This window comes from Mycobacterium kyogaense (assembly GCF_003254575.1).
In the GTDB taxonomy this organism is placed as follows: Bacteria; Actinomycetota; Actinomycetes; order Mycobacteriales; family Mycobacteriaceae; genus Mycobacterium; species Mycobacterium kyogaense.
The window spans coordinates 266,724-289,932 of record NZ_QJUA01000001.1 but is presented as its reverse complement, the minus strand read 5'-3'; the positions used below and the strand labels follow the sequence as shown (position 1 = coordinate 289,932).

General features: G+C 67.6%; 21 protein-coding genes. 10 read left to right on the top strand and 11 right to left on the bottom strand.

Annotated elements, in window-relative coordinates:
* Positions 1-69 precede the first annotated feature (69 nt).
* Positions 70-696: a GntR family transcriptional regulator gene (locus DMB80_RS01400; protein ID WP_111508224.1), complete on the top strand. Its 627-nt coding sequence runs from the start codon at positions 70-72 to the stop codon at positions 694-696.
* Positions 697-699: 3 nt separating this feature from the next.
* Here the strand turns inward: DMB80_RS01400 and DMB80_RS01395 are convergent, their stop codons facing one another.
* From DMB80_RS01395 to DMB80_RS01385, 3 genes are read right to left on the bottom strand one after another with little or no spacing between them, the layout of a single operon-like run.
* Positions 700-2,991 (bottom strand): FdhF/YdeP family oxidoreductase, encoded by a 2,292-nt coding sequence (locus tag DMB80_RS01395; RefSeq protein ID WP_111508335.1) that lies wholly within the window; start codon positions 2,989-2,991, stop codon positions 700-702.
* 46 nt (positions 2,992-3,037) lie between these two features.
* Positions 3,038-4,123: an S-(hydroxymethyl)mycothiol dehydrogenase gene (locus tag DMB80_RS01390; RefSeq protein WP_111508223.1), complete on the bottom strand. Its 1,086-nt coding sequence runs from the start codon at positions 4,121-4,123 to the stop codon at positions 3,038-3,040.
* A 31-nt stretch (positions 4,124-4,154) separates the two neighbouring features.
* Positions 4,155-6,200, bottom strand: coding sequence for an NADH:flavin oxidoreductase (locus DMB80_RS01385; protein ID WP_111508222.1), 2,046 nt, complete (start codon positions 6,198-6,200; stop codon positions 4,155-4,157).
* Positions 6,201-6,387: 187 nt separating this feature from the next.
* Here DMB80_RS01385 and DMB80_RS01380 point away from each other — a divergent pair, with 187 nt between their 5' ends.
* On the top strand, positions 6,388-7,776 hold the full coding sequence (locus DMB80_RS01380) for an L-serine ammonia-lyase (RefSeq protein ID WP_111508221.1): 1,389 nt from the start codon (positions 6,388-6,390) through the stop codon (positions 7,774-7,776).
* Between the two features lie 10 nt (positions 7,777-7,786).
* On the top strand, positions 7,787-8,026 hold the full coding sequence (locus DMB80_RS01375) for a hypothetical protein (RefSeq protein WP_111508334.1): 240 nt from the start codon (positions 7,787-7,789) through the stop codon (positions 8,024-8,026).
* A gap of 1 nt (position 8,027) precedes the next feature.
* On the opposite strand, the gene DMB80_RS01370 is transcribed toward DMB80_RS01375, so the two are convergent.
* Together DMB80_RS01370 and DMB80_RS01365 are read right to left on the bottom strand one after the other, a co-directional pair.
* Positions 8,028-9,461 (bottom strand): APC family permease, encoded by a 1,434-nt coding sequence (locus DMB80_RS01370; RefSeq protein WP_111508220.1) that lies wholly within the window; start codon positions 9,459-9,461, stop codon positions 8,028-8,030.
* 64 nt (positions 9,462-9,525) lie between these two features.
* On the bottom strand, positions 9,526-10,134 hold the full coding sequence (locus tag DMB80_RS01365) for a TetR/AcrR family transcriptional regulator (RefSeq protein ID WP_048423885.1): 609 nt from the start codon (positions 10,132-10,134) through the stop codon (positions 9,526-9,528).
* Positions 10,135-10,193: 59 nt separating this feature from the next.
* Here DMB80_RS01365 and DMB80_RS01360 point away from each other — a divergent pair, with 59 nt between their 5' ends.
* Positions 10,194-11,042 carry an alpha/beta hydrolase gene (locus DMB80_RS01360; protein ID WP_205538445.1) on the top strand — a complete coding sequence of 283 codons (849 nt, stop codon included), beginning with the start codon at positions 10,194-10,196 and terminating at the stop codon, positions 11,040-11,042.
* Here DMB80_RS01360 and purD read toward each other — a convergent pair.
* Positions 11,039-12,307: a phosphoribosylamine--glycine ligase gene (gene purD / locus DMB80_RS01355; protein WP_111508219.1), complete on the bottom strand. Its 1,269-nt coding sequence runs from the start codon at positions 12,305-12,307 to the stop codon at positions 11,039-11,041. The genes DMB80_RS01360 and purD overlap by 4 nt on opposite strands.
* Before the next feature lie 106 nt (positions 12,308-12,413).
* On the opposite strand from purD, the gene DMB80_RS01350 reads away from it, so the two are divergent.
* Entirely contained in the window at positions 12,414-13,637 is a 1,224-nt protein-coding gene (locus tag DMB80_RS01350; protein WP_111508218.1) for a cytochrome P450, read from the top strand.
* Positions 13,638-13,676: 39 nt separating this feature from the next.
* A complete protein-coding gene (locus DMB80_RS01345; RefSeq protein WP_111508217.1) occupies positions 13,677-14,324 on the top strand; it encodes a TetR/AcrR family transcriptional regulator in 648 nt (215 codons plus the stop codon).
* Here the strand turns inward: DMB80_RS01345 and DMB80_RS01340 are convergent.
* The 5 genes from DMB80_RS01340 to DMB80_RS01320 are packed head-to-tail and all read right to left on the bottom strand — an operon-like array spanning position 14,263 to position 19,046.
* Entirely contained in the window at positions 14,263-15,489 is a 1,227-nt protein-coding gene (locus DMB80_RS01340; RefSeq protein ID WP_111508216.1) for a hypothetical protein, read from the bottom strand. The two genes, DMB80_RS01345 and DMB80_RS01340, sit on opposite strands and share 62 nt — an antisense overlap.
* Positions 15,479-15,919: a carboxymuconolactone decarboxylase family protein gene (locus DMB80_RS01335; protein ID WP_111508332.1), complete on the bottom strand. Its 441-nt coding sequence runs from the start codon at positions 15,917-15,919 to the stop codon at positions 15,479-15,481. Before DMB80_RS01335 ends, DMB80_RS01340 begins: the two co-directional genes overlap by 11 nt.
* 5 nt (positions 15,920-15,924) lie before the next feature.
* Entirely contained in the window at positions 15,925-16,785 is an 861-nt protein-coding gene (locus DMB80_RS01330; RefSeq protein ID WP_111508215.1) for an NAD(P)-dependent oxidoreductase, read from the bottom strand.
* Positions 16,782-17,546 carry an SDR family oxidoreductase gene (locus tag DMB80_RS01325; RefSeq protein ID WP_111508214.1) on the bottom strand — a complete coding sequence of 255 codons (765 nt, stop codon included), beginning with the start codon at positions 17,544-17,546 and terminating at the stop codon, positions 16,782-16,784. The genes DMB80_RS01330 and DMB80_RS01325 overlap by 4 nt, the downstream gene beginning before the upstream one ends.
* 33 nt (positions 17,547-17,579) lie before the next feature.
* Positions 17,580-19,046: an aldehyde dehydrogenase gene (locus tag DMB80_RS01320; protein WP_111508213.1), complete on the bottom strand. Its 1,467-nt coding sequence runs from the start codon at positions 19,044-19,046 to the stop codon at positions 17,580-17,582.
* A gap of 174 nt (positions 19,047-19,220) precedes the next feature.
* Between DMB80_RS01320 and DMB80_RS01315 the strand changes: the two genes are divergently transcribed.
* From DMB80_RS01315 to DMB80_RS01300, 4 genes are read left to right on the top strand one after another with little or no spacing between them, the layout of a single operon-like run.
* On the top strand, positions 19,221-19,817 hold the full coding sequence (locus DMB80_RS01315) for a TetR family transcriptional regulator (protein ID WP_111508212.1): 597 nt from the start codon (positions 19,221-19,223) through the stop codon (positions 19,815-19,817).
* On the top strand, positions 19,814-21,022 hold the full coding sequence (locus DMB80_RS01310; protein ID WP_111508211.1) for a cytochrome P450: 1,209 nt from the start codon (positions 19,814-19,816) through the stop codon (positions 21,020-21,022). Before DMB80_RS01315 ends, DMB80_RS01310 begins: the two co-directional genes overlap by 4 nt.
* Positions 21,022-21,849 carry an SDR family oxidoreductase gene (locus DMB80_RS01305; RefSeq protein WP_111508210.1) on the top strand — a complete coding sequence of 276 codons (828 nt, stop codon included), beginning with the start codon at positions 21,022-21,024 and terminating at the stop codon, positions 21,847-21,849. The genes DMB80_RS01310 and DMB80_RS01305 overlap by 1 nt, the downstream gene beginning before the upstream one ends.
* The gene (locus DMB80_RS01300) at positions 21,846-23,204 is read left to right on the top strand and encodes a cytochrome P450 (RefSeq protein ID WP_111508209.1); all 1,359 of its coding nucleotides are present in this window, start codon (positions 21,846-21,848) and stop codon (positions 23,202-23,204) included. Before DMB80_RS01305 ends, DMB80_RS01300 begins: the two co-directional genes overlap by 4 nt.
* Positions 23,205-23,209 lie beyond the last annotated feature (5 nt).

The following is a 23,209-nucleotide window of genomic DNA, read 5'->3' as shown; positions in this document are numbered from 1 at the left end:
CGGACATCTGGGGTATCCTCGGCGAAATCTGAAATCTCAGACAACGCGCCTGGTGTACGAGGAGTCCGCATGCCGAGCCCGCTCCTGTCCGACCAGGCCTACGACGCCATCCGCGACAAGATCGTCTCGCTGCAGATCTCCCCGGGTGCGCCCATCGAGGAAGAGCAGCTGGCCGCCGAGCTCGGCGTCGGGCGCACACCGGTCCGCGAGGCGCTCAAGCGGCTGGCCTACCGCAAACTGGTCGTCATCTATCCGCGCAGCGGAAGTTACGCCGCCGACCTGGATCTCGCGGATCTCGAGGCGATCTGCGACATCCGCGAACGCCTCGAAGGACTCGCCGCCGAACGTGCCGCCACGGAAGCGCGCTATGAGGAGCGCCAGGAACTGCAGTCCCTGCTCGACGACATCAACGCCTGCACCGATCACGAAAAGCTGCTCGAGCTCGACGTGGCGACTCATCGCGCGATCCACCGGATGGCCCACAACCCGTATCTGTCAGACACCCTGACGCAGAGTCTCGACCTGTCGCTGCGTATGTGGAACCTGGCCAAGGAGCGGCTGCCCGACCTCGACCATCACGTGCACGGTCAGACCGAGGTGCTGACCGCGATCCTCGACCGCAACGCCACCCGCGCCCGTAAGCTCGCCGAGGCGCACGTCCGCGAATTCGAAGACGGCATCCGGACGATGTTCTGACGGTCACGACCGTCGCTGCAGCCTCACCGTGATCGCTTTGGACACAGGAGTGTTCGATCTTCTGGCCACGTGGTCCAGCGGCACCAGCGGGTTGGTCTCGGGATAGTAGGCCGCCGCGTTTCCCCGCGGCGTCGGGTAGGGCACCAACCGGAAGTCGGCGGCGCGCCGCTCCTCGACCCCGCCGCCGGGCAGCGGCCATTCGGATACCAGGTCCACCCGATCCCCCGCGCAGAAGCCCGCCTCGGTGATGTCGTCGGGATGGCAGAACACCACGCGCCGGCCGCCTTTGACGCCACGGTATCGATCGTCGAGGCCGTAGATCGTGGTGTTGTACTGGTCGTGGCTGCGCATCGTCTGCAGGATCAACCGACCCTGCGGCACCGGGAGCCAGTGCAACTCGTTGACGACGAAGTTGGCTTTCCCGGTCGCGGTGGCGAATCGGCGTTCGTCGCGCGGCGGATGCGGCAGCACGAAGCCGTCGGGCTCCCGCACCCGGCGGTTGAAGTCGGCGAATCCGGGCACCACGCGCGCGATGGCGTCGCGAATCCGGTCGTAGTCTGCGGCGAACGCGGCCCACGGCACGCGGTGATCGCTGCCGAACAGCGCCACGGCAAGCCCGCAGACGATCGCCACCTCGCTGCGGAGCTGCTCGCTCACCGGGGTCAGCCCGCCGCGGGACAGGTGTACCGCCGACATCGAATCCTCAACGCTGACAACCTGTGTGCGTCCACCGGTGCGATCTTTGTCCGTTCGGCCCAGCGACGGCAGGATCACCGCGGTGCGACCGCCGACCAGATGTGAGCGGTTCAGCTTCGTCGACACCTGCACCGTCAACGAGCAGCGGCGCAACGCGGCCTCGGTCACCTCGGTGTCAGGTGTCGCGGCCACGAAGTTGCCGCCCATCGCCATGAACACCGACACGCGTCCGTCGCGCATCGCCCGGATCGCCTCGACGGCGTCGTATCCGTGCCGCCGCGGGCTGGAGATGCCGAATTCGGTGTCGAGCGCGGCCAGGAACGTCTCGGGCGCCTTCTCCCAGATCCCCATCGTCCGGTCACCCTGCACATTGGAGTGCCCGCGCACCGGGCACACCCCGGCGCCGGGCTGGCCCATCATGCCCTGCATCAAAAGCAGATTGGTGGCGTCGGAGATCGTGGCCACGCCGTGGGTCTGCTGGGTCAACCCCATGGCCCAGCAGATGATGGTCTTCTTCGAGGCGATCAATGCCGCGGCCGTCGCGTCGAGTTGAGCACGGGTCAGCCCGGTCGCAGCGAGCACGGTGTCGAGGTCGACCCTACGGACGTGGTCGGCCCAGGCATCGAAGCCGGCGCAGTGTTCGGCGATGAAGGCGGTGTCGAGGACGGTGCCCGGGGCGCGATCCTCGGCCTCCAACAGGAGCCGGGCGAGCCCCTGGAACAGCGCCTGGTCGCCGCCGAGTCGGATCTGCAGGAAGTCATCGGCGATCACGACACCGTCGCCGATCACGCCGTGTACCTTTTGCGGGTCCTTGAACCGCAGCAGCCCCGCCTCGGGCAGCGGGTTGATGGCGATCACTCTCGCGCCGTTGGCTTTTGCCTTCTCCAGCACTGACAGCATGCGAGGGTGGTTGGTGCCGGGGTTCTGGCCGGCAATCAGGATCAAATCGGCGTTCTCGAGGTCGGGCACCGACACCGACCCCTTGCCGATGCCGATGCTCTCCTGCAGCGCGGTGCCCGACGATTCGTGGCAGAGGTTCGAGCAGTCCGGCATGTTGTTGGTGCCGAAGCTGCGGATCATCAACTGGTAGACGAAGGCCGCCTCGTTGGACGTGCGACCGGAGGTGTAGAACGCCGCCTCGTCGGGTGAGGCGAGGGCACGCAGTTCGCCGGCGATCAGGTGCAGCGCGGCGTCCCAGTCGATCGGCTCGTAATGAGTTGCGCCGGGCCGCAACACCATCGGATGCGTGAGACGGCCCTGCCGGCCGAGCCAGTAGTCGGTGCGCTCGGACAGTTCTGCGACCGAATGGGCGGAGAAGAAGTCAGGTCCGACCCGCCGCTTGGTCGCCTCCTCCGCGACCGCCTTCGCGCCGTTCTCGCAGAATTCGGCGTGCTTGCGGTGTCCCGGCGTCTCCGGCCACGCACACCCTGGGCAGTCGAAGCCGGTGCGCTGGTTCAGCGCCGCCAGCGTGCGCACGGTCCGGACGGCGCCCATCTGTTCGACGCCGCGGCGCAGTGACACGAGGACAGCGGGAACTCCCGCCGCGTAGGTCTTCTCGCCGCTGACGACGATGTCGTTCTCGTCGATGTCCTGCTCCATGCCGCCCGTCTCCACATCCTTCACCGTAGTGTCGGCAGGCCGCCGGTCACAGCACCACCACCGAGCGGAGCACCTCGCCCCGGTGCATGGTTGCGAATGCGTCTTCGACCTCGTCGAGCTTGATCCTCTCGGAGACGAACCGGTCCAGCGGCAGCCGGCCCTGCTGGTAGAGGTCCACCAGCGTCGGGAAGTCGCGTTCGGGGAGGCAGTCGCCGTACCACGACGACTTCAACGCCCCTCCGCGGGAGAAGAAGTCGACCAGGGGCATCTCCAACGTCATGTCGGGTGTCGGAACCCCGACCAGCACCACGGTGCCGGCGAGGTCGCGGGCGTAGAACGCCTGGCGCCAGGTTTCCGGACGGCCGACTGCGTCGATGACGACGTCGGCACCGAAGCCGCCGGTCAGGTCCCGCACGGCCGCCACGGAGTCCCCTGCGGACGCATCGACGGTGTGCGTGGCGCCCAACTCGCGTGCCCACTCGAGTTTGCGGGCGTCGCGGTCGATCGCGATGATCGTGCCGGCGCCGGCCAGCCGGGCACCCATGATCGCCGCATCACCCACTCCGCCGCAACCGATCACAGCCACGGAGTCCCCACGGGACACGTTGCCGGTGTTGACCGCCGCGCCCAGTCCGGCCATCACCCCGCAGCCGAGGAGACCGACGACGGCAGGATCCGCGTTCGGGTCGACCTTGGTGCACTGGCCGGCGTGGACGAGCGTCTTCTCGGCGAAGGCACCGATACCCAGCGCCGGCGTCAGTTCGGTGCCGTCGGAGAGCGTCATCTTCTGCGTGGCATTGAACGTGTCGAAGCAGTACTGCGGGCGGCCGCGCTTGCATGCGCGGCACCGGCCGCAGACAGCCCGCCAGTTCAGCACGACGAAGTCGCCGACGTCCACCGACCGCACGCCGTCGCCGATCTGCTCCACGACTCCGGCCGCCTCGTGGCCGAGCAGGAACGGGAACTCGTCGTTGATGCCGCCCTCGCGGTACGTCAGATCGGTGTGGCAGACCCCGCAGGCCTGTACTCGGACGATGACCTCGCCCGGACCCGGCTCCGGGATGGTGATGTCGGTGACCTCGACCGCGGCCCCTGCGGAACGCGCGATGACGCCTCGGACCTGTTGCGGCATGGACGAACTCCTTCGATGGTGCGGGTGGGGGTTACAGCGCGATGCAGAGCCGGAAGGCGTCGTACACGGCGGCGTGGATGTTGCGGCTGGCCACCGCATCGCCGATACGGAACAGCTGATAGCTGCCCTGCTGATTGCGGGTGACCTGCTGCGGACGCAGCTCGAGCAGCGCCTGCTGGTCGACCTCGCCGAGGTTGGACGAGCCGGGGACCAACTCGAAGTACAGCTCGTCCTGTGGCAGGGTGCCGTGCTCAACCACGACCTGGTCCACCACGTGCTGCCGGGTGGCATGCGCGTACTCGTTGTACAGGTCGACCTCGAGGCGGCCGTCCTTGCGCCGCACCCCGGTGACGCGTTCGTTGAGGGTCACCCGCACGTCGTGTTCGGCGAATGCCTTGAAGTAGCCCGGGTAGTTCACGCCGCCGACGTCGGGCGCCAATGTCCGTTCCGGCGTGACGAATTCGAGCTCGACGCCGCTGCGCGCGACCATCTCGGCCGCATCCATCCCAGGGTGACCGCCGTTGTCGTCGTAGAACAGCACCGTGCCGCGGGGGCGTACCGCCCCACACAGGACGTCCCAGGCGTCGGTGACCAACGAAGCTCCCTCGGTGAGGAATTCGGTGTTGGGCAGGCCGCCGGTGGCCACCACCACGATGTCGGGCTGCTCGGCCAGCACATCGTCGGCCTCGGCGTAGGCGTTGGTCCGGATGTCGACGTCGAGCAGCTTGCACTCGGCCAGTCGCCAGTCGACGATGCTGATCAGATCGCGCCTCCGCGGCGCCGAGGAGGCGAGCCGGATCTGGCCGCCGGGGGCGTCGGCGGCCTCGAACACGACGACCTTGTGTCCGCGCTCACCGAGCACGCGGGCGGCTTCCAGGCCTGCCGGGCCGCCGCCGATGACGACCGCGCGGCGGGGAGTTCCGGTGGCTGCGGGCACTCGGTGGGGCATCCGGTCCTCACGCCCGGTCGACGCATTGTGTACGCATTTAGCGTCGCGGGCCTGGTAGATCTCGTCCAGGCAGTAGCTCGCCCCGACGCAGGGCCGGATTCGGTCTTCCTCTCCCGCATGGATTTTCGCGACAATATGGGGGTCGGCGATGTGCGCCCGGGTCATTCCCACGAGGTCGACCAGCCCGTCGCGGATGGCGTGACGCGCGGTCGAGACGTCGTTGATGCGGGCGGCGTGCATCACCGGGATCTGCAGAGCCGCCTTCACCTGGCCGGCGAACTCGAGATGGGGTGCCACCGGGGTGCCCATCGGGGGGATCACGCGAGAGAGCGCCTCGTCGCTGGCCATGTAGCCCTTGATGACGCTGATGAAGTCGATGCCCTCGGCCACGAGGAGCTTGGCGATCTCGACACCTTCGTTGTACTGCAGGCCGCCCTCGATGTCCTCGTCGAGCGACATCCGGATGCCGACCGCGAAGTCCGGGCCGGCGGCTTCCCGAACGGCGCGAATCACTCTCAGCGGGAACCGCAGTCGATTCTCGATGCTGCCCATCCCGTAGGCGTCGTCGCGACGGTTGGTCAGCGGGGACCAGAAGGAGTCGAGAAGGTGGGTGTAGGCCTCGATCTCGACGCCGTCGAGTCCCGCTTCGCGGCATCGCGTGGTCGCGTCGGCATAGGCCTTGACGATGCGATCCAGATCCCACTCCTCGGCGACTTTCGGAAAGGCGCGGTGCGCGGGTTCGCGGATCGGCGAGGGGGCGATGACCGGCAGCCAATCGCCGTCGTAGTTGCTCGTGCGGCGGCCGAGATGGGTGATCTGGCACATGACAGCCGCGCCGTTCTCGTGCACTCCGTAGGCGAGTTCGCTCAGCCAGGGCACGATCTCGTCTTTGTAGAGGTGCAGGTTGCCGAAGGCGGCGGGGCTGTCGGGCGCCACGACAGCGGATCCGCCCATCATGGTCAGACCGATTCCGCCTTTGGCCTTCTCCTCGTGATAGAGGCGGTAGCGCCGCTTCGGCATCCCGTCCTCGGTGTAGGAGGGCTCGTGCGACGTGCTCACGACGCGGTTGCGCAGCGTCATCTGCTTCAGCGCGAAGGGCTGCAGGAGGGGATCGATGAGCTGCGTCATCGGGCACCAGCTTTCTGACATTTCAGAGGTACTTACTAAAACCTCAGCTTGGGAGCAAGGTATTCCACCGCAAGCCCGTGGTCAAGCGGTCGAATCAGTCAGGCTTCCTTCCTTGACGCGCTGACCAGGCTGACCTACGGTTGACGTCTCAACTCATATATCAATATTCGATCAGAGGAGGCCCCGCATGACGATCAGCGTATTCGACCTCTTCTCGGTCGGTATCGGCCCCTCGAGTTCCCATACGGTCGGTCCGATGCGGGCCGCCGCAAGGTTCGTCGACGATCTGCAGACACTCGCCGCCGTCGACGCGGTTGCCGACGTGCGCGCCGACTTGTACGGGTCCCTGGCGGCCACCGGCGCCGGGCACGGCACGTTCACCGCAGTACTGCTCGGGCTCGAGGGCCACCGGCCGGACGAGATCCTGTCCGCGGATCTGGAGGCGTGCGTCGACGCGATGCGCGCGACGGGCACGATCCAGTTGGCGGGCACCCATCCCATCCGGCTGAGCGAGCAGGACCTCACACTGCGGCCGCTGACGATCCTGCCGTTTCATCCCAACGGCATGACGCTGACCGCAGTCGACGCCGACGGTCGCGAACTGTACCGCCAGACCTATTTCTCGGTCGGCGGCGGGTTCGTCGTCTCCGAGGCCGAGACCCTCGATACGGCACCTCGCACCGCGGACCCACAGTCGCTGGCGTTCGGCTCGGGAAAAGAGTTGCTCGAACTCTGCCACCGACGCACCTGCAGCGTCGGCGAACTCATGCTGGCCGTCGAGTGTGAGAACCGCGCAGAAGACGAGGTCCGGCGCCGGTTGCTGCACATCCGCGACGTCATGGTCGAGTGCGAGAAGCGCGGTGTCAGCCGGGCCGGTTACCTGCCGGGCACGCTGCGCGTCCGGCGACGTGCCAAGGACTGGTACGACCGCCTCATCGCCGAGGACCCCGACCGACTGCCCGAATTCGCTTTAGACTGGGTCAATCTCGTGGCGCTGGCCGTCAACGAAGAGAACGCCTCCGGCGGACGGATCGTCACTGCACCCACCAATGGCGCCGCGGGTATCGTGCCCGCAGTGCTGCACTATGCGGTGCACTACACCGATGCCGGCAAGCGCGATCCCGACGGCACCGCGGTGCGCTTCCTCCTGGCGGCGGGGGCCATCGGCTCGCTGTACAAGGAACGCGCGTCGATCTCCGGGGCCGAGGTCGGGTGCCAGGGCGAGGTCGGCTCAGCCGCGTCGATGGCGGCCGCCGGGCTGGCCGAGATCCTCGGCGGCACACCGGAACAGGTGGAGAACGCAGCCGAGATCGCGATGGAACACAGCTTGGGTCTGACCTGCGATCCCATCGGGGGCCTGGTGCAGATCCCGTGCATCGAACGCAACGCGATCTCGGCGGGCAAAGCCATCAACGCCGCCAGGATGGCGCTGCGCGGCGACGGGTCCCACCACGTGACGCTGGATCAGGTGATCGAGACGATGCGCACCACCGGAGCCGACATGCTCGCCAAATATAAGGAGACCTCCACCGGAGGCTTGGCCGTCAATGTGCCCGTGAACTACGTCGAATGCTGAGGTGGAAGAGATGCACCTTGATTGGTACGACCGCCAGATTCTGTCGTTCGTGACCGCGCGGCCGGCCGACCGGCCACTGCCGGACACGGAGTGCCGCCGCGGGTTCGGCCTCACTCCGGGCGCGGTCATTCGCCGGTTCGACGCTGTCGTCGACGTGTACCTCTCGGCGCATGTGCCGTTGGCGCCCGCCGATCAGGATCTGCTGGACCGGGCCGCTGCCCGCAGGCACGACCACCCCGCGGCGGTCTGACTCAGTCGTCCGGTCCGGCGCCCAGATGCGTCGGATCGCTGATGTGGGCGTCGCGAATGCCGAGCTGCCGGTTGATCAGCTGGGTGACGAAGAACAACACGACGCCGAGCGCCACCAGCACCCCGGCCACGATGTACTGCTGAGCAGGACGGCCGGACAGCGGCGTCACCAGGTACAGCGAGACCAGGAATCCGATGACGGGCAGGATCGTCGGGGTCGTGAAATGACCGCCTGTCTCGCGCACGTCGCGGCGCAGCACCAGAACCGCCACGTTGACCACCGCGAACACCGCGAGTAGGAGCAGGCTCGTGGTGCCGCCGAGCACCGAAATGGCGTTGCTGCTCGCGAAGGCGCTGACGTAGAGGATCAGACCGAACGCGATCAGCGTGGTGAACACGATCGCCACCCAGGGCGAGCGGCGCGTGGGATGCACGGTGCCCAGCACCGGGGGCAGCACGTGTTGGCGGGCCATGCCGTAGATCAGCCGGCTCGCCATCAGCATGTTGATCAGCGCGGTGTTCGAGACGGCGAACATCGTCATGAACGGCAGGATCGAGTCGATCGGCAGCCCGGGCGCACCGGCCTTGACGACCTCGACCAGCGGGGTGTCGCTGGCCTCCAGCTCGCCGATCGGGACCAGCGCCACCGCGACGATCGAGACGAGGATGTAGACGACGCCGGCGATCGAGAGCCCCGACAGCAGGATCTTGGGGAACGTCTTGACCGGGTCCTTGGTCTCCTCGGCCATGTTGACCGAATCCTCGAAACCGACCATCGCGAAGAAGGCGAGCGACGTCGCGGCGGTCACCGCGAGGAACGTGTTCTTGTCCTCGGCGGTCTCGAACGCGACGATTCGGGAGAAGTCCACGTCGGCGCTGCTGGTGAACGCCCACAGCCCGACGAGGATCACGATGACCAGACCGGTGATCTCGACGATCGTCAGGACGACGTTGAGCTTGACGCTCTCCCCCACACCGCGGAAGTTGATGGCGGCCAGGGCCGCCATGAATCCGAGGGCCAACAGGGCCACGGCGAGCTTGGATGCGTCGACATCGATACCGGTGAAGAAATTTGCCGCGAAGGCTCTGGAAGCCGTTGCCGCCGAGGTGATTCCAGAACACATGACGACGAAGGCGACCAGGAACGTGACGAAGTGGATGCCGAACGCCTTGTGCGCATAGAGCGCAGCGCCCGCCGCCTGCGGATACTTCGTGACCAGCTCCAGGTAGCTGAACGCGGTGATCGTGGCGACGCCGAACGCGACGAAGAACGGAAGCCACGCTGCACCACCGACTTCGGCTGCCACATCCCCGACGAGCGCGTACACGCCGGTGCCGAGGATGTCGCCGACCACGAACAGCAGCAGCAGGCCGGGTCCCATCACCCGCTTCAACTCGGGCTGCTGAGTCTCCTGATCGGTCGCCGAATCCGCCATGCGCCTCCCCCTACCTCTCGCTCGGTCCACCCATCTTCGGTCACGGCGCCCTGCGGCGCAGAGGCTAAGTGTAGGGAGCCAGCACGTCGATCACGTCGATCAACGTCGCCCTCGCCGTGGCGCGCGGTCCGTCGCCGTCACCGACGAGCGCGGCCACCACCGCACCGTCGACGGCGCACACCAGGGCGGTCAGCAACTCGGGATGTACCGAACGGCCACACCGTTCGACGACCGCGATCACCGCGTCGGTGCGGTGTTTGAGGATTCTGCGTTGGATGTCGCGCAGGTTGGGTTGGCGCGCGCACGCGATCAGCCGCTCGTACCGGGAGATCAGGTGTTCGGTCACCCGTTCGCGGCTGTCACCGACGAGGAGGTCGACCAGGATGTCGGCGGTCGACTCGGGGCCTCGCCGCCGCCGCGACAGGTCCGCCACCCGGTTCTGGAGGTCCTGGGTCTCCAGCAGGCCGACGTATTCGACGGCATGGGCGATCAGGTCGTCCAGCGAAGAAAAGTAGTACGTGGTCGAGGCCAGCGGAAGGCCGGCGCGGCGGGCGACCGCGCGATGGCGCACCGCGTCGAAGCCACCCTCGCACAGCAGGTCGGCAGCGGCGCTGACCAGCGCATACCGCCGACGTTCTCCCTTGGGAGTGACTGCTGCCGTCACGTCTAGCATCGTGCCAGCCACGGGGGTACGGCATCGGGCTTTCGGCAATTCGCCTCCGCACCGATGGCATGATGGCGCGCATGCCGACGATCAGCCGGCGAGCCATGCTCGGCCTCGGATGCCGGGCGGGACTCGTGACCGCAGCAGGAGCCACCGCCGTGTCCGCGTTGACCCGGGCAGCGGCAGCGGGGGCACCGCCTGCCGCGGCGCCGACGTACGCGGCCGGCACGTTCACCTCCGCCGCCCGGGGCGGCGCACCGACCAACTGGATCATCGCCCGCCCGCCCGGCCAGAGCGCGCCGCTGCGCCCGGTGATCCTGCTGCACGGCAAGGACAGCAGCGCCGCGACGGTCATGTCGATGGGCGCCGAACAGTTCCTCGCCGACGCGGTGGCCGCAGGTGTGCCGCCGTTCGCGCTCGCCGCTGTCGACGGCGGCAACGGCTACTGGCATCGGCGTGTCTCCGGAGACGATGCGGGCGCGATGGTGCTCGACGAGTTCCTGCCGCTGTTGGCCGGGCAGGGCCTCGACACATCACGGGTCGGATTCCTCGGGTGGTCGATGGGCGGCTACGGCGCCATGCTGCTGGGCGCCCGGCTGGGCGCGCCGCGCACCGCGGCGATCTGTGCGGTCAGCCCGGCACTGTGGACGTCACCGGGGTCGGCGGCTCCCGGCGCGTTCGACGGCGCGGAGGATTACCAGGCGAACAGTGTGTGGGGTCTGCCGGGGCTCACCGGCATCCCGCTGCGTATCGACATCGGCAACGACGATCCGTTCGCGTCGGCGACCCGGCAGTTCATCGCCCAGTTGCCGAATCCGCCCGCCGGCGGATTCTCCCCCGGCGGCCACAACGCCGCGTTCTGGTCGTCGCAGCTGAGCTCGGAGCTGACCTGGATGGCACCGCTGCTGACGGCCTAGAGGCTGATCTTCCCGTCGGCGGCGGCGAGTCCGATGTCGGTGCGGAAGTGGCTGCCCGGCAAGCGAATCGATTCGATGGTCGAGTAGGCCGAGGTACGCGCGGCGGCCAGATCGGCACCGGTGCCGACGACGGAGAGGACCCGCCCTCCGGAGGACACCAGCGCCCCGTCGTCACGGCGTGCGGTGCCCGCGTGCAGCACCTCGTCGGCGTCGGCGCCGGTGATGACGTCACCGACTCGTGGCCGGCCGGGGTAGTTCTCGGCGGCGATGACGACGGTGATGGCGGCGCCGTCGCGCCAGCGCGGCGCCGGCGCGGCAGCCAGGTCGCCGGTGGCGACGGCCATCAGGAGGGCCCCGAGCGGCGAATCGAGCAGGGCGAGCACCGCCTGGGTCTCGGGATCGCCGAAGCGGCAGTTGAATTCGACGACGGCGGGGCCTTTCGACGTGATCGCCAGACCTGCGTACAGGAGTCCGGAGAATGCACTGCCGCGCCGAACCAGTTCCGCGGCAACAGGTCTGACGATCTCGTCGACGATGCGCGCGGTCATCTCGGCGGGCAGCCACGGCAGCGGGGTGTAGGCGCCCATGCCGCCGGTGTTGGGCCCGGTGTCACCGTCGCCGACCCGCTTGGAGTCCTGGGCCGGCAGCAGCGGCACCACGGTGTCGCCGTCGACGAGGCAAAACAGCGACACCTCGGGGCCGTCGAGGAACGATTCGAGCAGCACAGGGTGGCCGGCCTCCAACAGGCTCGCAGCGTGCGCCCGGGCCACCTCGCGATCGCTCGTGACCACCACGCCCTTGCCGGCCGCGAGACCGTCGTCCTTGACCACCCAGGCCTGTTCGCCAGCGGGCGGGCCGAAGCGGTCCAGCGCTGCGTCGAGATGTCCGGGGTTGTCGACGATCTCGCTGGTCGCGGTACGCACCCCCGCGGCGCTCATGACGTCTTTGGCGAAGGCCTTGGAGCCCTCGATGCGCGCAGCGTCCCGAGTCGGGCCGAAGCAGGCGATACCGGCCGCCCGCACGGCATCGGCCACCCCGAGGACCAACGGCACCTCCGGACCGATGACCACCAGGTCCGCCGCCACCCTGCGAGCCAGCGCGACGACCTCGTCGGCCGACGTCACGTCGACGTCGTACTGGTCGGCGACTGCAGCGCTGCCGGCGTTGCCTGGCGCGACGGACAGCCCATCCACCGCGGGGTCTCGGCGCAGTGCGAGCAGCAGCGCGTGTTCACGGGCTCCGGAGCCGATCACCAGGACGTGCACAGGTGAACACCCTAATCGCACGGCCATGGCGCCGACCGATCATACAGTTGCAGCGTTAGGTGTATGGTCAACCTCACGTGCTCTACGTCACACCACGGAGGCCCGCATGACCAGCTGCCCCTTCCTGCCCGCCGGCTACGACTTCACCGACCCGGACGTGCTGGTCCGAGGCCTGCCGGCACGCGAGTTCGCCGAGCTGCGCGCGACCGCCCCGGTCTGGTGGAACCCCCAGCAGGAGTCGGTGTTCGACGACGGCGGGTACTGGGTGATCACCCGCCATGCCGACATCAAGGCGATCTCGCGGGACGGCGCGCTGTGGTCGACCAACCGCAAGGGCGCGGTGATGCGCCTGCCCGACGGGGTGACCGGCGACCAGCTCGAACTGACGAAAGCGCTGCTCATCAACCACGACGCACCCGAGCACACCCGGCTGCGCAAGATCGTGTCGCGGCTGTTCACCCCGCGGGCCATCGCGACGCTGGAGAACAAGCTGGCCGAATCCGCGCGCGAGATCGTCGCCACGGCCGCCGAGAAGGGCAGCGGCGACTTCGTGCACGACATCGCCATGGCGCTGCCCCTGCAGGCCATCGCCGATCTCATCGGCGTGCCGGAAGCCGACCGGGAGAAGTTGTTCGACTGGACCAACGCGATCATGAACACCGACGACCCGGATTTCGAGACCGACCACGTGGCCGCCAACGCCGAGCTGATGGGCTACGCCTACACGATGGCCGAGGAGCGCCGCCGGTGTCCCGCCGACGACATCGTCACCCGGCTCGTGCAGGCCGATCTCGACGGTGACGGTATGTCGGACGTCGAGTTCGCCTTCTTCGTCATACTGCTGGCCGTGGCGGGCAACGAGACCACCCGCAACGCGATGACGCACGGCATGAACGCGTTCCTCGAGAACCCCGACCAGTGGGAGCTGTTCACCCGCGAGCGCCCCCACACGGCCGTCGACGAGATCATCCGCTGGGCCACCCCCGTGCACTGTTTCCAGCGCACGGCGACCCAGGATGTCGAGCTGGGCGGGACGCTGATCGGCGAGGGCCAACGGGTCGGGCTGTTCTACAGCTCGGCGAACTTCGACGAGGCAGTCTTCGACCGCCCCTTCGAGTTCGACATCTCCCGTGACCCCAATCCACACCTGGCGTTCGGCGGCAACGGCGCGCACTACTGCATCGGCGCCAACCTGGCCCGTATGGAGATCAAGCTGATCTTCGACCAGATCGCCGAGCAGATTCCCGACATCTCCAAGCTGGCCGAACCGACGCGGCTGCGCTCGGGCTGGATCAACGGAGTCAAAGAGTTGCGGGTCGCCTACCGCTAGCATCGCCCGGTCCGGTCGGCCGCGATCTAAGGTGCCATCGTGCGCACCCACGGTTGGTCAGGAGCCAAACCGGCCTCCGACGAGGAGGCCATCGCGCGGATCCTGGCGGCGGCGGGCAAGGCCATCGAGGAGCGCGGCGCCGACTTCTCCATCTCCGATGTCGCCCGCTCGGTCGGGGTGACCCGGCAGACCGTGTATCGGTACTTCCCCAGCACCGAAGCGTTGCTCGTGGCCGCGGCAGTGCGCGCCGTCGACGGTTTCCTGCAGCGGCTGGCCGACCATGTCGCCGGCATCACCGATCCCGCCGATGCGGTCACCGAAGCCGTCGCCACCGCCCTGGAGTGGCTCCCGAAGGAGAAGTACATCGGATTGCTCATGGCGCCGGGCGGCACCTCCCACGTCGAGTCGGTCACCTCGGATGTGGGGTTGCGGTTCGCCCGCGACATGGTGGGCCGGCTCGATGTCGACTGGGCAGCGGCGGGCTACCCGGCAGAGCATGTCGACGAACTCGCCGAGCATCTGCTGAGGGTGATCCAGTCGTTCGTCATCGACCCGGGCCGTCCACCGCGCCGCGGCGCGGAGCTTCGCGCCTACCTGCGGCGGTGGGTGGGCGGCGCGCTGCGCGCTACACCACCGTCAGCGGCAGCGACCGCCTCGGCTGGAACTCGAAGGAAGCTCCCCCGCTGAACTTCACCACCGACACCTCGCCGAGTTCCCGCGCCGGGGTCTCGCGGCGCACCACCTGCGCGGTCCACTCGGTGGGAGTTCCCGTCAGCTCCACATCGAGGTGGGGATCCAGGGCCGCGACGGCCGCCTGCAGGGGGCGGCGCTCCCCGGGATGCACCAGCGCCACCCAGGCCCCGTCATCGTGCGCCGGTGAGCGCTGCACGTGCACCGAGTCGGACCCGAACTCCGCGTCGACGTAGGCGGAGGGATTGAACAGGGGGTGCAGCCGCAGCATCTCCACGGCGCCGTCGATGCCGGCAGGCAGACCCAGCGCGCGGTGGATGCGCTCGGCGGCCAGGCCGGCCACCCCGGTGAGCTGCTTGGTGCAGATCTCGGTCGCCAGGGCCTGATCGGCGCCCACACGAGCACCCACTGCGGTCACGAACGACAGGTTGAGCAGGTGCATCTGCAGGCAGACCTCGTCCGCCATCCGCACCAGCGCTGAGTGCGAGAATGCATCGAAGTCGAAGTCCGACAACAGTTCTCCGCTGTAGTCGCTGCTGCCCTCGTCGCTGGCGTCGATCGGGTCGAGTTCGGTGCGTGCCGCGCGGGTGCCCGCAATGGTCTCCAGGACCGGGTGATCGGCCACCTCAGGGTGGTCGTCGTCGATGACGACCGTCCACGCGCAGTGCGGGTGACGATCGGCGGGGAGCCGGGGCGGCCGGTGGATGGGCCGGATCTGCGCCCGCCGATTGGTCGCGACGGCCGTCGCGTCGAACGTCGGATCCTCGATATCGTGGCACATGCCACGCACGTAGTCCTCGCCCATCGGTTCGACGTCGAGCAGCGCCCCGCAGTGGTCGAGGTGGAATTCTCCGTGCCAGCGATCGTGCACGGTGTAGCGGAAGTCCATGAACTGCGGCGGTGCCCCGATGTCGAGCTGCAGGCCCTTGAAGATCGTGATGACGTCGGTACCTTCGTAGCGCAGCGCCTTCTGCATCCGCCGGGTGTAGATGGGGCTGGCCCCCATCCACTCCTCGATGGCGATCTCCAGCATGGCTTCGCGGCCGAAATTGCTGATGCACCAGGCCATTCCGGAACGGTCGATCATCTGGCCGATGAGCAGCAGTTCGGGCACCAGCGTTGCGAGCTGCTCGCGCGTCAGTGCGGCGAACCTACTGCTCATGAGCCGATCCCCCGGAGTGCATCTTCAGCGCCGCGTCCATGTTGGCCTTCTTGTCCTCGCCGCCGCCGGCCTGCGCGGCCTTGCGGCGCTGCTTGGCCACCTTCGCCACCACGCCGTCGAGTTTGGAGCCCAGCGGGAAACCGAGGTAGTGCGTCAAGAAGATCGCCATCTCCTTGAGCTCGTCCTCGGTGAGCTCGTCATTGGCCAGCGCCGCGTTGGCCTGGATCTCGGCCAGGTCGGTGATGCCCAGGGCGGTCACCACGGTCAGCGTCATGATCCGCTTGTCGCGCATCGACAGACCCGGCCGCGTCCAGATGGTGCCGAAGAGATGATCGGCGGTCAGCGCGAAGTAGTCGCCCGGCATGTCGGGCATCTCCCACCCGTAGACCTCGTTCATCTTGTCGAGGCCCTTGCGGCGTAGCTCGTCCATGTCGCTCACTCCTGTCCCGTCGGAATCTGTTCCGACACACCCAGTCCGGCAGCCAGGTCGCGCAGGGCGATCTTGGCCAACGGAAGCTCCACTCCGCTCGCCTCCCCCATCGTCAGCGCCAGCCGCAGATCCTTGTCAGCCAGCCCGCGGGTGTGGCTGAACATCTGGTAGAGCCAGTGGTCGGGGGCCAGCGGGCCGAGATCGTCTCGCACCATGATCGCGCCGGGCCCGCCGCTCTGCGCGTCGCTGTGCCGGACCACCCGCCCGAGCTTCTGCAGGTCGATGCCTGCCGCCTCGGCGAGCCGCTGCGCTTCGAAGGCGGCCGCGAACCCGACGAACGTCAGCATGTTGCGGGCCACCTTCATCCGGGTTCCCGCGCCGGGCTCGCCGGCGCGGACCACCATCGAGGCCCACCGCTTGAAGACGGGCTTGACGATGTCGTAGGAGTCGTCGTCGGCGCCGACCATGACGGCCAGCTCACCGTTCTCGGCGGCGCCCGCACCACCGCTGACGGGTGCGTCGACGATCCGTATCCCCCTGTTACGCAGCGTCTCTGCGAGTTCGGGCGCAGTGCCGGGTTCGATCGTCGAGTGGATCGCGATCACGGTGCCGGGCCGCGCGTGGGCGGCGAGTTCGCCGACGACGTCGCGCACCTGCGCGTCGGTGAGGACGGTGACGCTGATGACGTCGGCTGCGGCGACATCGGCCACGCTGTCAGCCGCCGTGGCGCCCGCCTCGACCAGCGGTGTCATCGCCTCGGCTCGCATGTCGAACACGATGAGCCCGCCGGGCCAGTCGACCAGCCGCTTCGCCATCGGGGCGCCCTGGTTGCCCAGGCCGATGTAGCCCAGCCTCGGCTCGCTCATGAGCGGATGATCTGTCCGCCGTCGACGTTGAAGATCTGCCCGGTGATCCACTTGGCTTGGTCGGACAACAGGAACAGGCACATCCCCACGAGGTCATCCGGCTGGCCCATCCGGGACAGCGGGATGTTCTTGACGATGTCGGCGACCATCTCCTGGGGCGTGGTGGTGCGGTTGGCCTCGGTGTCGATCGGACCGGGAGCGATCGCATTGATCCGGATGTTCTGCCCGCCGAGTTCGCGCGAGAGCTGCTGCGTCAGCCCGTTGATACCGACCTTCGCCAGCCCGTAGAAGTTCGCGTAGAGCCATGCGGCAGTGGACGATTGGTTGACGATGGCACCGCCACCGCGTTTGGCCATCTTGCGGTACACCGCGCGGGTGCACCACAGCGCGCCATCGAGGTTCACGCTCATGAACTTGCGGTAGTACTCCGGGTCGACGGTCACCAGGAAGTCCAGCTTCATGCCACCGAAGATGGCCGCGTTGTTCACCAGGTAGTCGATGCCGCCGAACTGCGACAGCGTCTGCGCCGACATGTCTTTCGCCGATTCGGGATCGGACACGTCGACGCGCACCGCCAGCGCGTTGCCCCCTTCACCGGTGATGCCGTCGGCGACCTTCTGCGCGCCCTCGGTGTTGATGTCGGCGACCACGACGGCCGCACCCTCGCGGGCGAGCGCTTCGGCATAGGCCTGCCCGATGCCGCCGCCGGCACCGGTCACGATGGCCACCTTGTCCTTGAACTGATCACCATAAAGACCCATGCGCAGGCCCTCCGTTCTCGTCGTTTCGGGCTGTCATACCGCGGTGGCGATCGCCTTGATCTCGAGGTACTCCTCGAAACCTGCGATCCCCATCTCCCGGCCGATGCCGGACTGCTTGTAGCCGCCGAACGGCATGTCGGCCGAATACCACACGCCGCCATTGACATTCACTGTTCCGACGCGCATCCGCGCGGCCACACCGTTGGCGCGCTCCTCGTCGGCAGAAAACACCGTGCCCGACAGCCCGTAGGGCGAGTCGTTCGCGATGCGCACGGCGTCGTCGTCGCCGTCGTGGGCGATGACCGTGAGCACCGGGCCGAAGATCTCCTCGCGCGCCACCGTGGAGTCGTTGTCCAGCCCGGCGATCACCGTCGGTTCGATGAAGAATCCGGTGTTGCGGTCCGCGGGTCGGCCGCCGCCGCAGGCGAATCGGCCACCTTCGGCGACCGCTTGGTCGAGATAGCCCTGCACCCGGTCGCGTTGCCGCTCGGAGATCACCGGGCCGCAGATCGTGCTCTTCTTGGTCGGGTCACCGGGTTTGAGACCACCCATGGTGGCGGCTGCCGCCTCGACCGCCTCGTCGTACCGGTCGCGGGGAACGACCAGCCGGGTGGTGATCGCGCATCCCTGGCCGGCGTGCATCGACGCGGTGAACGCCGCCATCGAGCACGCCCCGGCCAGGTCGGCATCGTCGAGGACGAGAAACGCCGATTTGCCGCCGAGTTCGAGGAACATCTTCTTCAGAGTGGCGGCACCGTCGGTCATCACCGCGCGGCCGGTGGCGGTGGAGCCGGTGAACGACACCATGTCCACCCTGGGGTCACGAGACAGCAGCGCGCCGACGCCGTGGTCGCTGGAGGTGACGATGTTGACCACCCCCGCCGGGAAGTCGGTGTGCTCGACGATCAGTTCGCCGAGGATCGCTGCGGCCCAGGGTGTCTCGGGAGCAGGCTTGAGCACCAACGTGTTTCCCGCGGCCAGCGCCGGACCCACCTTGGCGAGGTTGATCTGGTGCGGGAAGTTCCACGGGGTCACCGCGCCCACCACACCGACAGCCTCGCGGGCGATGGTGCGCTTGGTCTTGATCCCCATGGGCGCGGCGATGCCGAGATCGGTCGTCCAAGCGTAGGACTCGGCGGTGTCGGCGCAGAAGCTGAGATCCTCGACCGGGCCCTCGAGCTGGGCCGCCGAGGTCAGCATGCGCGGCGCACCGACCTCGGCGATCGTCAGCTCACGCAGTTCTTCGATGTGGTCGCGCATGGCCTGCTGCAGCTGGCGCAGACACCGCACCCGCAGATCGGTGTCGGTGGACCAGCCGGTCTCGTCGAAGGCGCGCCGGGCGGCGGCGATCGCGGCGCCCATGTCGTCGGCGTCGGCGTCGGCCGCGACACCCAGCACCTCTTCGGTGGCGGGATTGATCGTCGAAAAGACCCCGGCGCGGCCCGCGACGAGTGCGCCGTCGATGAGCAGTTTGCTCTCACGGTCGGCCGAGATACCCATCCGCACTCCCTGTCTGATTTCTGGACAGCTGTCTGGCAATGCCCTCCGACGCACCATAGCGTCGTGGTCGTCGGCAAGCAAGGACAGCCATCGGGCGTCACTCGATCACGCTCTCCATCAGTTGATTTCATCGACCACTTGCCTGCCTGGACAGCCGTCCGATAAGTTGGACATGTGTCCAGCGATGCCGTCACCGCGATCACAGGCGCGGACCGTGCTTCCCGTCGCAACCGGCGACAGGAGGAAACCTTCCGCAAGGTGCTCGACGCCGGGCTGATGATGCTGAGGGAATCCTCGTATGCGGAGTTGACGGTCCGGGCGGTCGCGGCGCGCGCGAAGGTGGCTCCGGCCACGGCGTACACCTACTTCTCGTCGAAGAACCACCTGATCGCGGAGATCTACCTCGATCTGATCCGCCAGGTCGAGTACTTCACCGACGTCAACGACAAGACGGCCGACCGCGTCGAGAAGACTTTGCGCGCCCTGGCGCTGACCGTCGCCGACGAGCCCGAGGTGGCGGCGGCGTGCACGACAGCGCTGCTGTCGGGCGGCGACCCCGCAGTACTGACGGTGCGGGACCGCATCGGCGCCGAGATCCACCGCCGCATCCGCTCCGCCGTCGGCCCCGATGCCGACCCACGCACCCTGGCCGCATTGGAGATGACGTTCTTCGGCGCGCTGGTCAACGCCGGGAGCGGCGCTTTCACCTATCACCAGATCGCCGACCGCCTCAGCTACGTGGTGGGCCTCATCGTCGGAGACGATCAATGACAGTCAGTGAGATCCTGCTCGACCCCTACGACTATGCGTTCCATGAAGATCCGTACCCCTACTACCGACGGCTGCGTGACGATGCACCGCTGTACCGCAACGACGAACTGGGGTTCTGGGCACTGTCGCGCCACCAGGACGTCCTGACCGGTTTCCGTAACAGCACCACGCTGTCCAACAAGTTCGGGGTCTCGCTGGATCCGGCGTCACGCGGTCCGCACGCATCGAAGACCATGTCGTTCCTCGCCATGGACGATCCCGCGCATCTGCGGCTGCGCACGCTGGTCTCCAAAGGTTTCACCCCCCGCCGGATTCGGGAGCTCGAACCCCGCGTCACCGAGATCGCGGTCCGTCACCTGGACACGATGCTCGAGAAGGCCGCCGGCGGTGAGACGGTCGACTACGTCGACGAGTTCGCGGGCAAGCTGCCGATGGACGTGATCTCCGAGCTGATGGGCGTGCCCGAAGCCGACCGCACGCAGGTGCGGGCGTGGGCCGACGGGGTGATGCACCGCGACGAGGGCGTGACGGACGTGCCGCCCGCGGCGATCGAGGCATCGCTGAACCTGATCGTCTACTACCAGGACATGGTGGCCGAACGTCGCAAGACGCTGACCGACGACCTCACCTCGGCGCTCCTGGAGGCCGAGATCGACGGCGACCGCCTCGCCGACGACGAGATCCTCGGGTTCATGTTCCTGATGGTGATCGCCGGTAACGAGACCACCACCAAACTGCTTGCCAACGCGGCTTTCTGGGGCCATCGCAACCCGGATCAGCTCGATCCCGTGTACGCGGACCTGAGCAGGGTGGCCCCATGGGTCGAGGAGACGCTGCGGTACGACACGTCGAGCCAGATCCTGGCCCGCACCGTCAGCGGCGACCTCACCCTCTACGACACCGTGATTCCCGACGGGGACATCGTGCTGCTGCTCCCCGGATCGGCACACCGGGACGAGCGCGTGTTCGAGCGGCCCGACGATTTCCTCATCGGACGCGACATCGGCTCGAAGCTGATGAGTTTCGGCAGCGGCGCGCACTTCTGCCTGGGCGCCCACCTGGCCCGCATGGAGGCCCGCGTCGCCCTGACCGAACTGTTCACCCGGATCCGCGGTTACGAGGTGGACGAGGACAACGCCGTCCGCGTCCACTCGAGCAACGTGCGCGGGTTCGCCCATCTGCCCATCGACGTGAGAGTGCGCTGATGCCCCGTTTCGATCCCCTGCCCGACCGCAGACCGGCGCTCGTCGCCGGCGCATCCTCCGGAATCGGCGCCGCCACCGCCGTCGATCTGGCCTCCCGCGGTTTTCCCGTGGCGCTCGGCGCTCGCCGGGTGGAGAAGCTGGAAGAGATCGTCGCGCAGATCCGCGCAGACGGTGGCGAGGCCATCGCGGTGCACCTCGACGTGACCGACCCCGACTCGGTGAAGGCCTGCGTCGAGCAGACCACCTCAGAGCTCGGCGACATCGAGGTGCTGGTGGCCGGCGCCGGAGACACCTACTTCGGCAAGCTCGACTCGATCAGCACCGAGCAGTTCGAATCGCAGATCCAGATCCACCTGATCGGCGCCAACCGGGTGGCCACCGCCGTGCTCCCCGGAATGCTCGAGCGGCGACGTGGCGACCTGATCTTCGTGGGATCCGATGTGGCACTGCGGCAACGGCCACACATGGGTGCCTACGGTGCGGCGAAGGCGGCACTGGTCGCGATGGTGACCAACTACCAGATGGAACTCGAGGGCACCGGGGTCCGCGCGTCGATCGTGCATCCGGGACCGACGAAGACGTCGATGGGCTGGAGCCTGCCTGCCGAGCTGATCGGGCCCGCACTCGAGGACTGGGCGAAGTGGGGGCAGGCCCGGCACGACTACTTCCTGCGCGCAGCGGACCTCGCACGTGCGATCACGTTTGTCGCCGAGACACCACGCGGCGGCTTCATCGCGAACATGGAGCTGCAGCCGGAGGCGCCGTTGGCCGACACCAAGGACCGCCAGAAGCTCGCACTGGGCGAGGAAGGGATGCCGAATCAATGACCATCCTCAAAGACGTGGAACGTGTGTCAGGTGGCGGGGAGGAACACGGCCACCTCGAGGAGTTCCGCACCGACCCGATCGGTCTGATGCAGCGCCTGCGCGACGAGTGTGGTGACGTCGGATGGTTCCAGCTCGCGGACAAGCAGGTCGTCATGCTCTCGGGCGCGGAGGCCAACGAGTTCTTCTTCCGGTCCAGCGACAGCGAGCTCAACCAGGCCGAGGCCTACCCGTTCATGACGCCGATCTTCGGTGAGGGCGTGGTGTTCGACGCCGATCCGGAACGCCGGGCGGAGATGCTGCACAACACCGCGCTACGCGGGGAGCAGATGAAGGGCCACGCCGCGACGATCGAGAACGAAGTCCGCAAGATGATCGAGAACTGGGGCGACGACGGGGAGATCGAACTGCTCGACTTCTTCTCCGAACTCACCATCTACACCTCGACGGCCTGCCTGATCGGACTGAAGTTCCGCGAACAGCTCGACAGTCGCTTCGCGCACTATTACCACCAACTCGAGCGAGGAACCGACCCGCTCTGCTACGTCGACCCGTACCTCGACATCGAGAGCTTCCGCATCCGCGACGAGTCGCGCGTCAAACTGGTTGCGCTGGTGCAGGAGATCATGGACGGGAGGATCGCCAGCCCACCCAAGGGCAAGGAGGATCGCGACCTGCTCGACGTGCTGGTCTCGATCAAGGACGAGCAGGGCGATCCCCGGTTCACTGCCAATGAGGTCACCGGCATGTTCATCTCGCTGATGTTCGCCGGGCACCACACCAGCTCGGGCACCTCGAGCTGGACGCTGATCGAACTGCTGCGCAACCCCGAGTACTACGCGCAGGTGCAGCAGGAGCTCGACGAGCTCTACGCCGACGGTCAAGAGGTGAGTTTCCATGCGCTGCGCCAGATTCCGAAGATCGACAATGCACTCAAAGAGACCCTGCGGCTGCACCCGCCGCTGATCATCCTGATGCGGGTGGCCCAGGACGAATTCGAAGTGGTCGGCCATCCGATCCACAAGGGGCAGATGGTGGCCGCCTCGCCGGCCATCTCCAACCGAATCCCCGAGGATTTCCCGAACCCGGACGCTTTCGACCCCGACCGCTACCAGAAGCCCCGCCAGGAAGATCTCATCAATCGGTGGACCTGGATTCCCTTCGGCGCGGGCAAACACCGTTGCGTGGGCGCCGCGTTCGCGCAGATGCAGATCAAGGCCATCTTCTCGGTCCTGCTGCGCGAGTACGAATTCGAGATGTCACAACCCGCCGAGACATATCAGAACGACCACTCGAAGATGGTCGTCCAGCTCGCCCAGCCCGCGAAGGTGCGCTACCGCAAGCGCGTGAAGGGTTGAGAGCC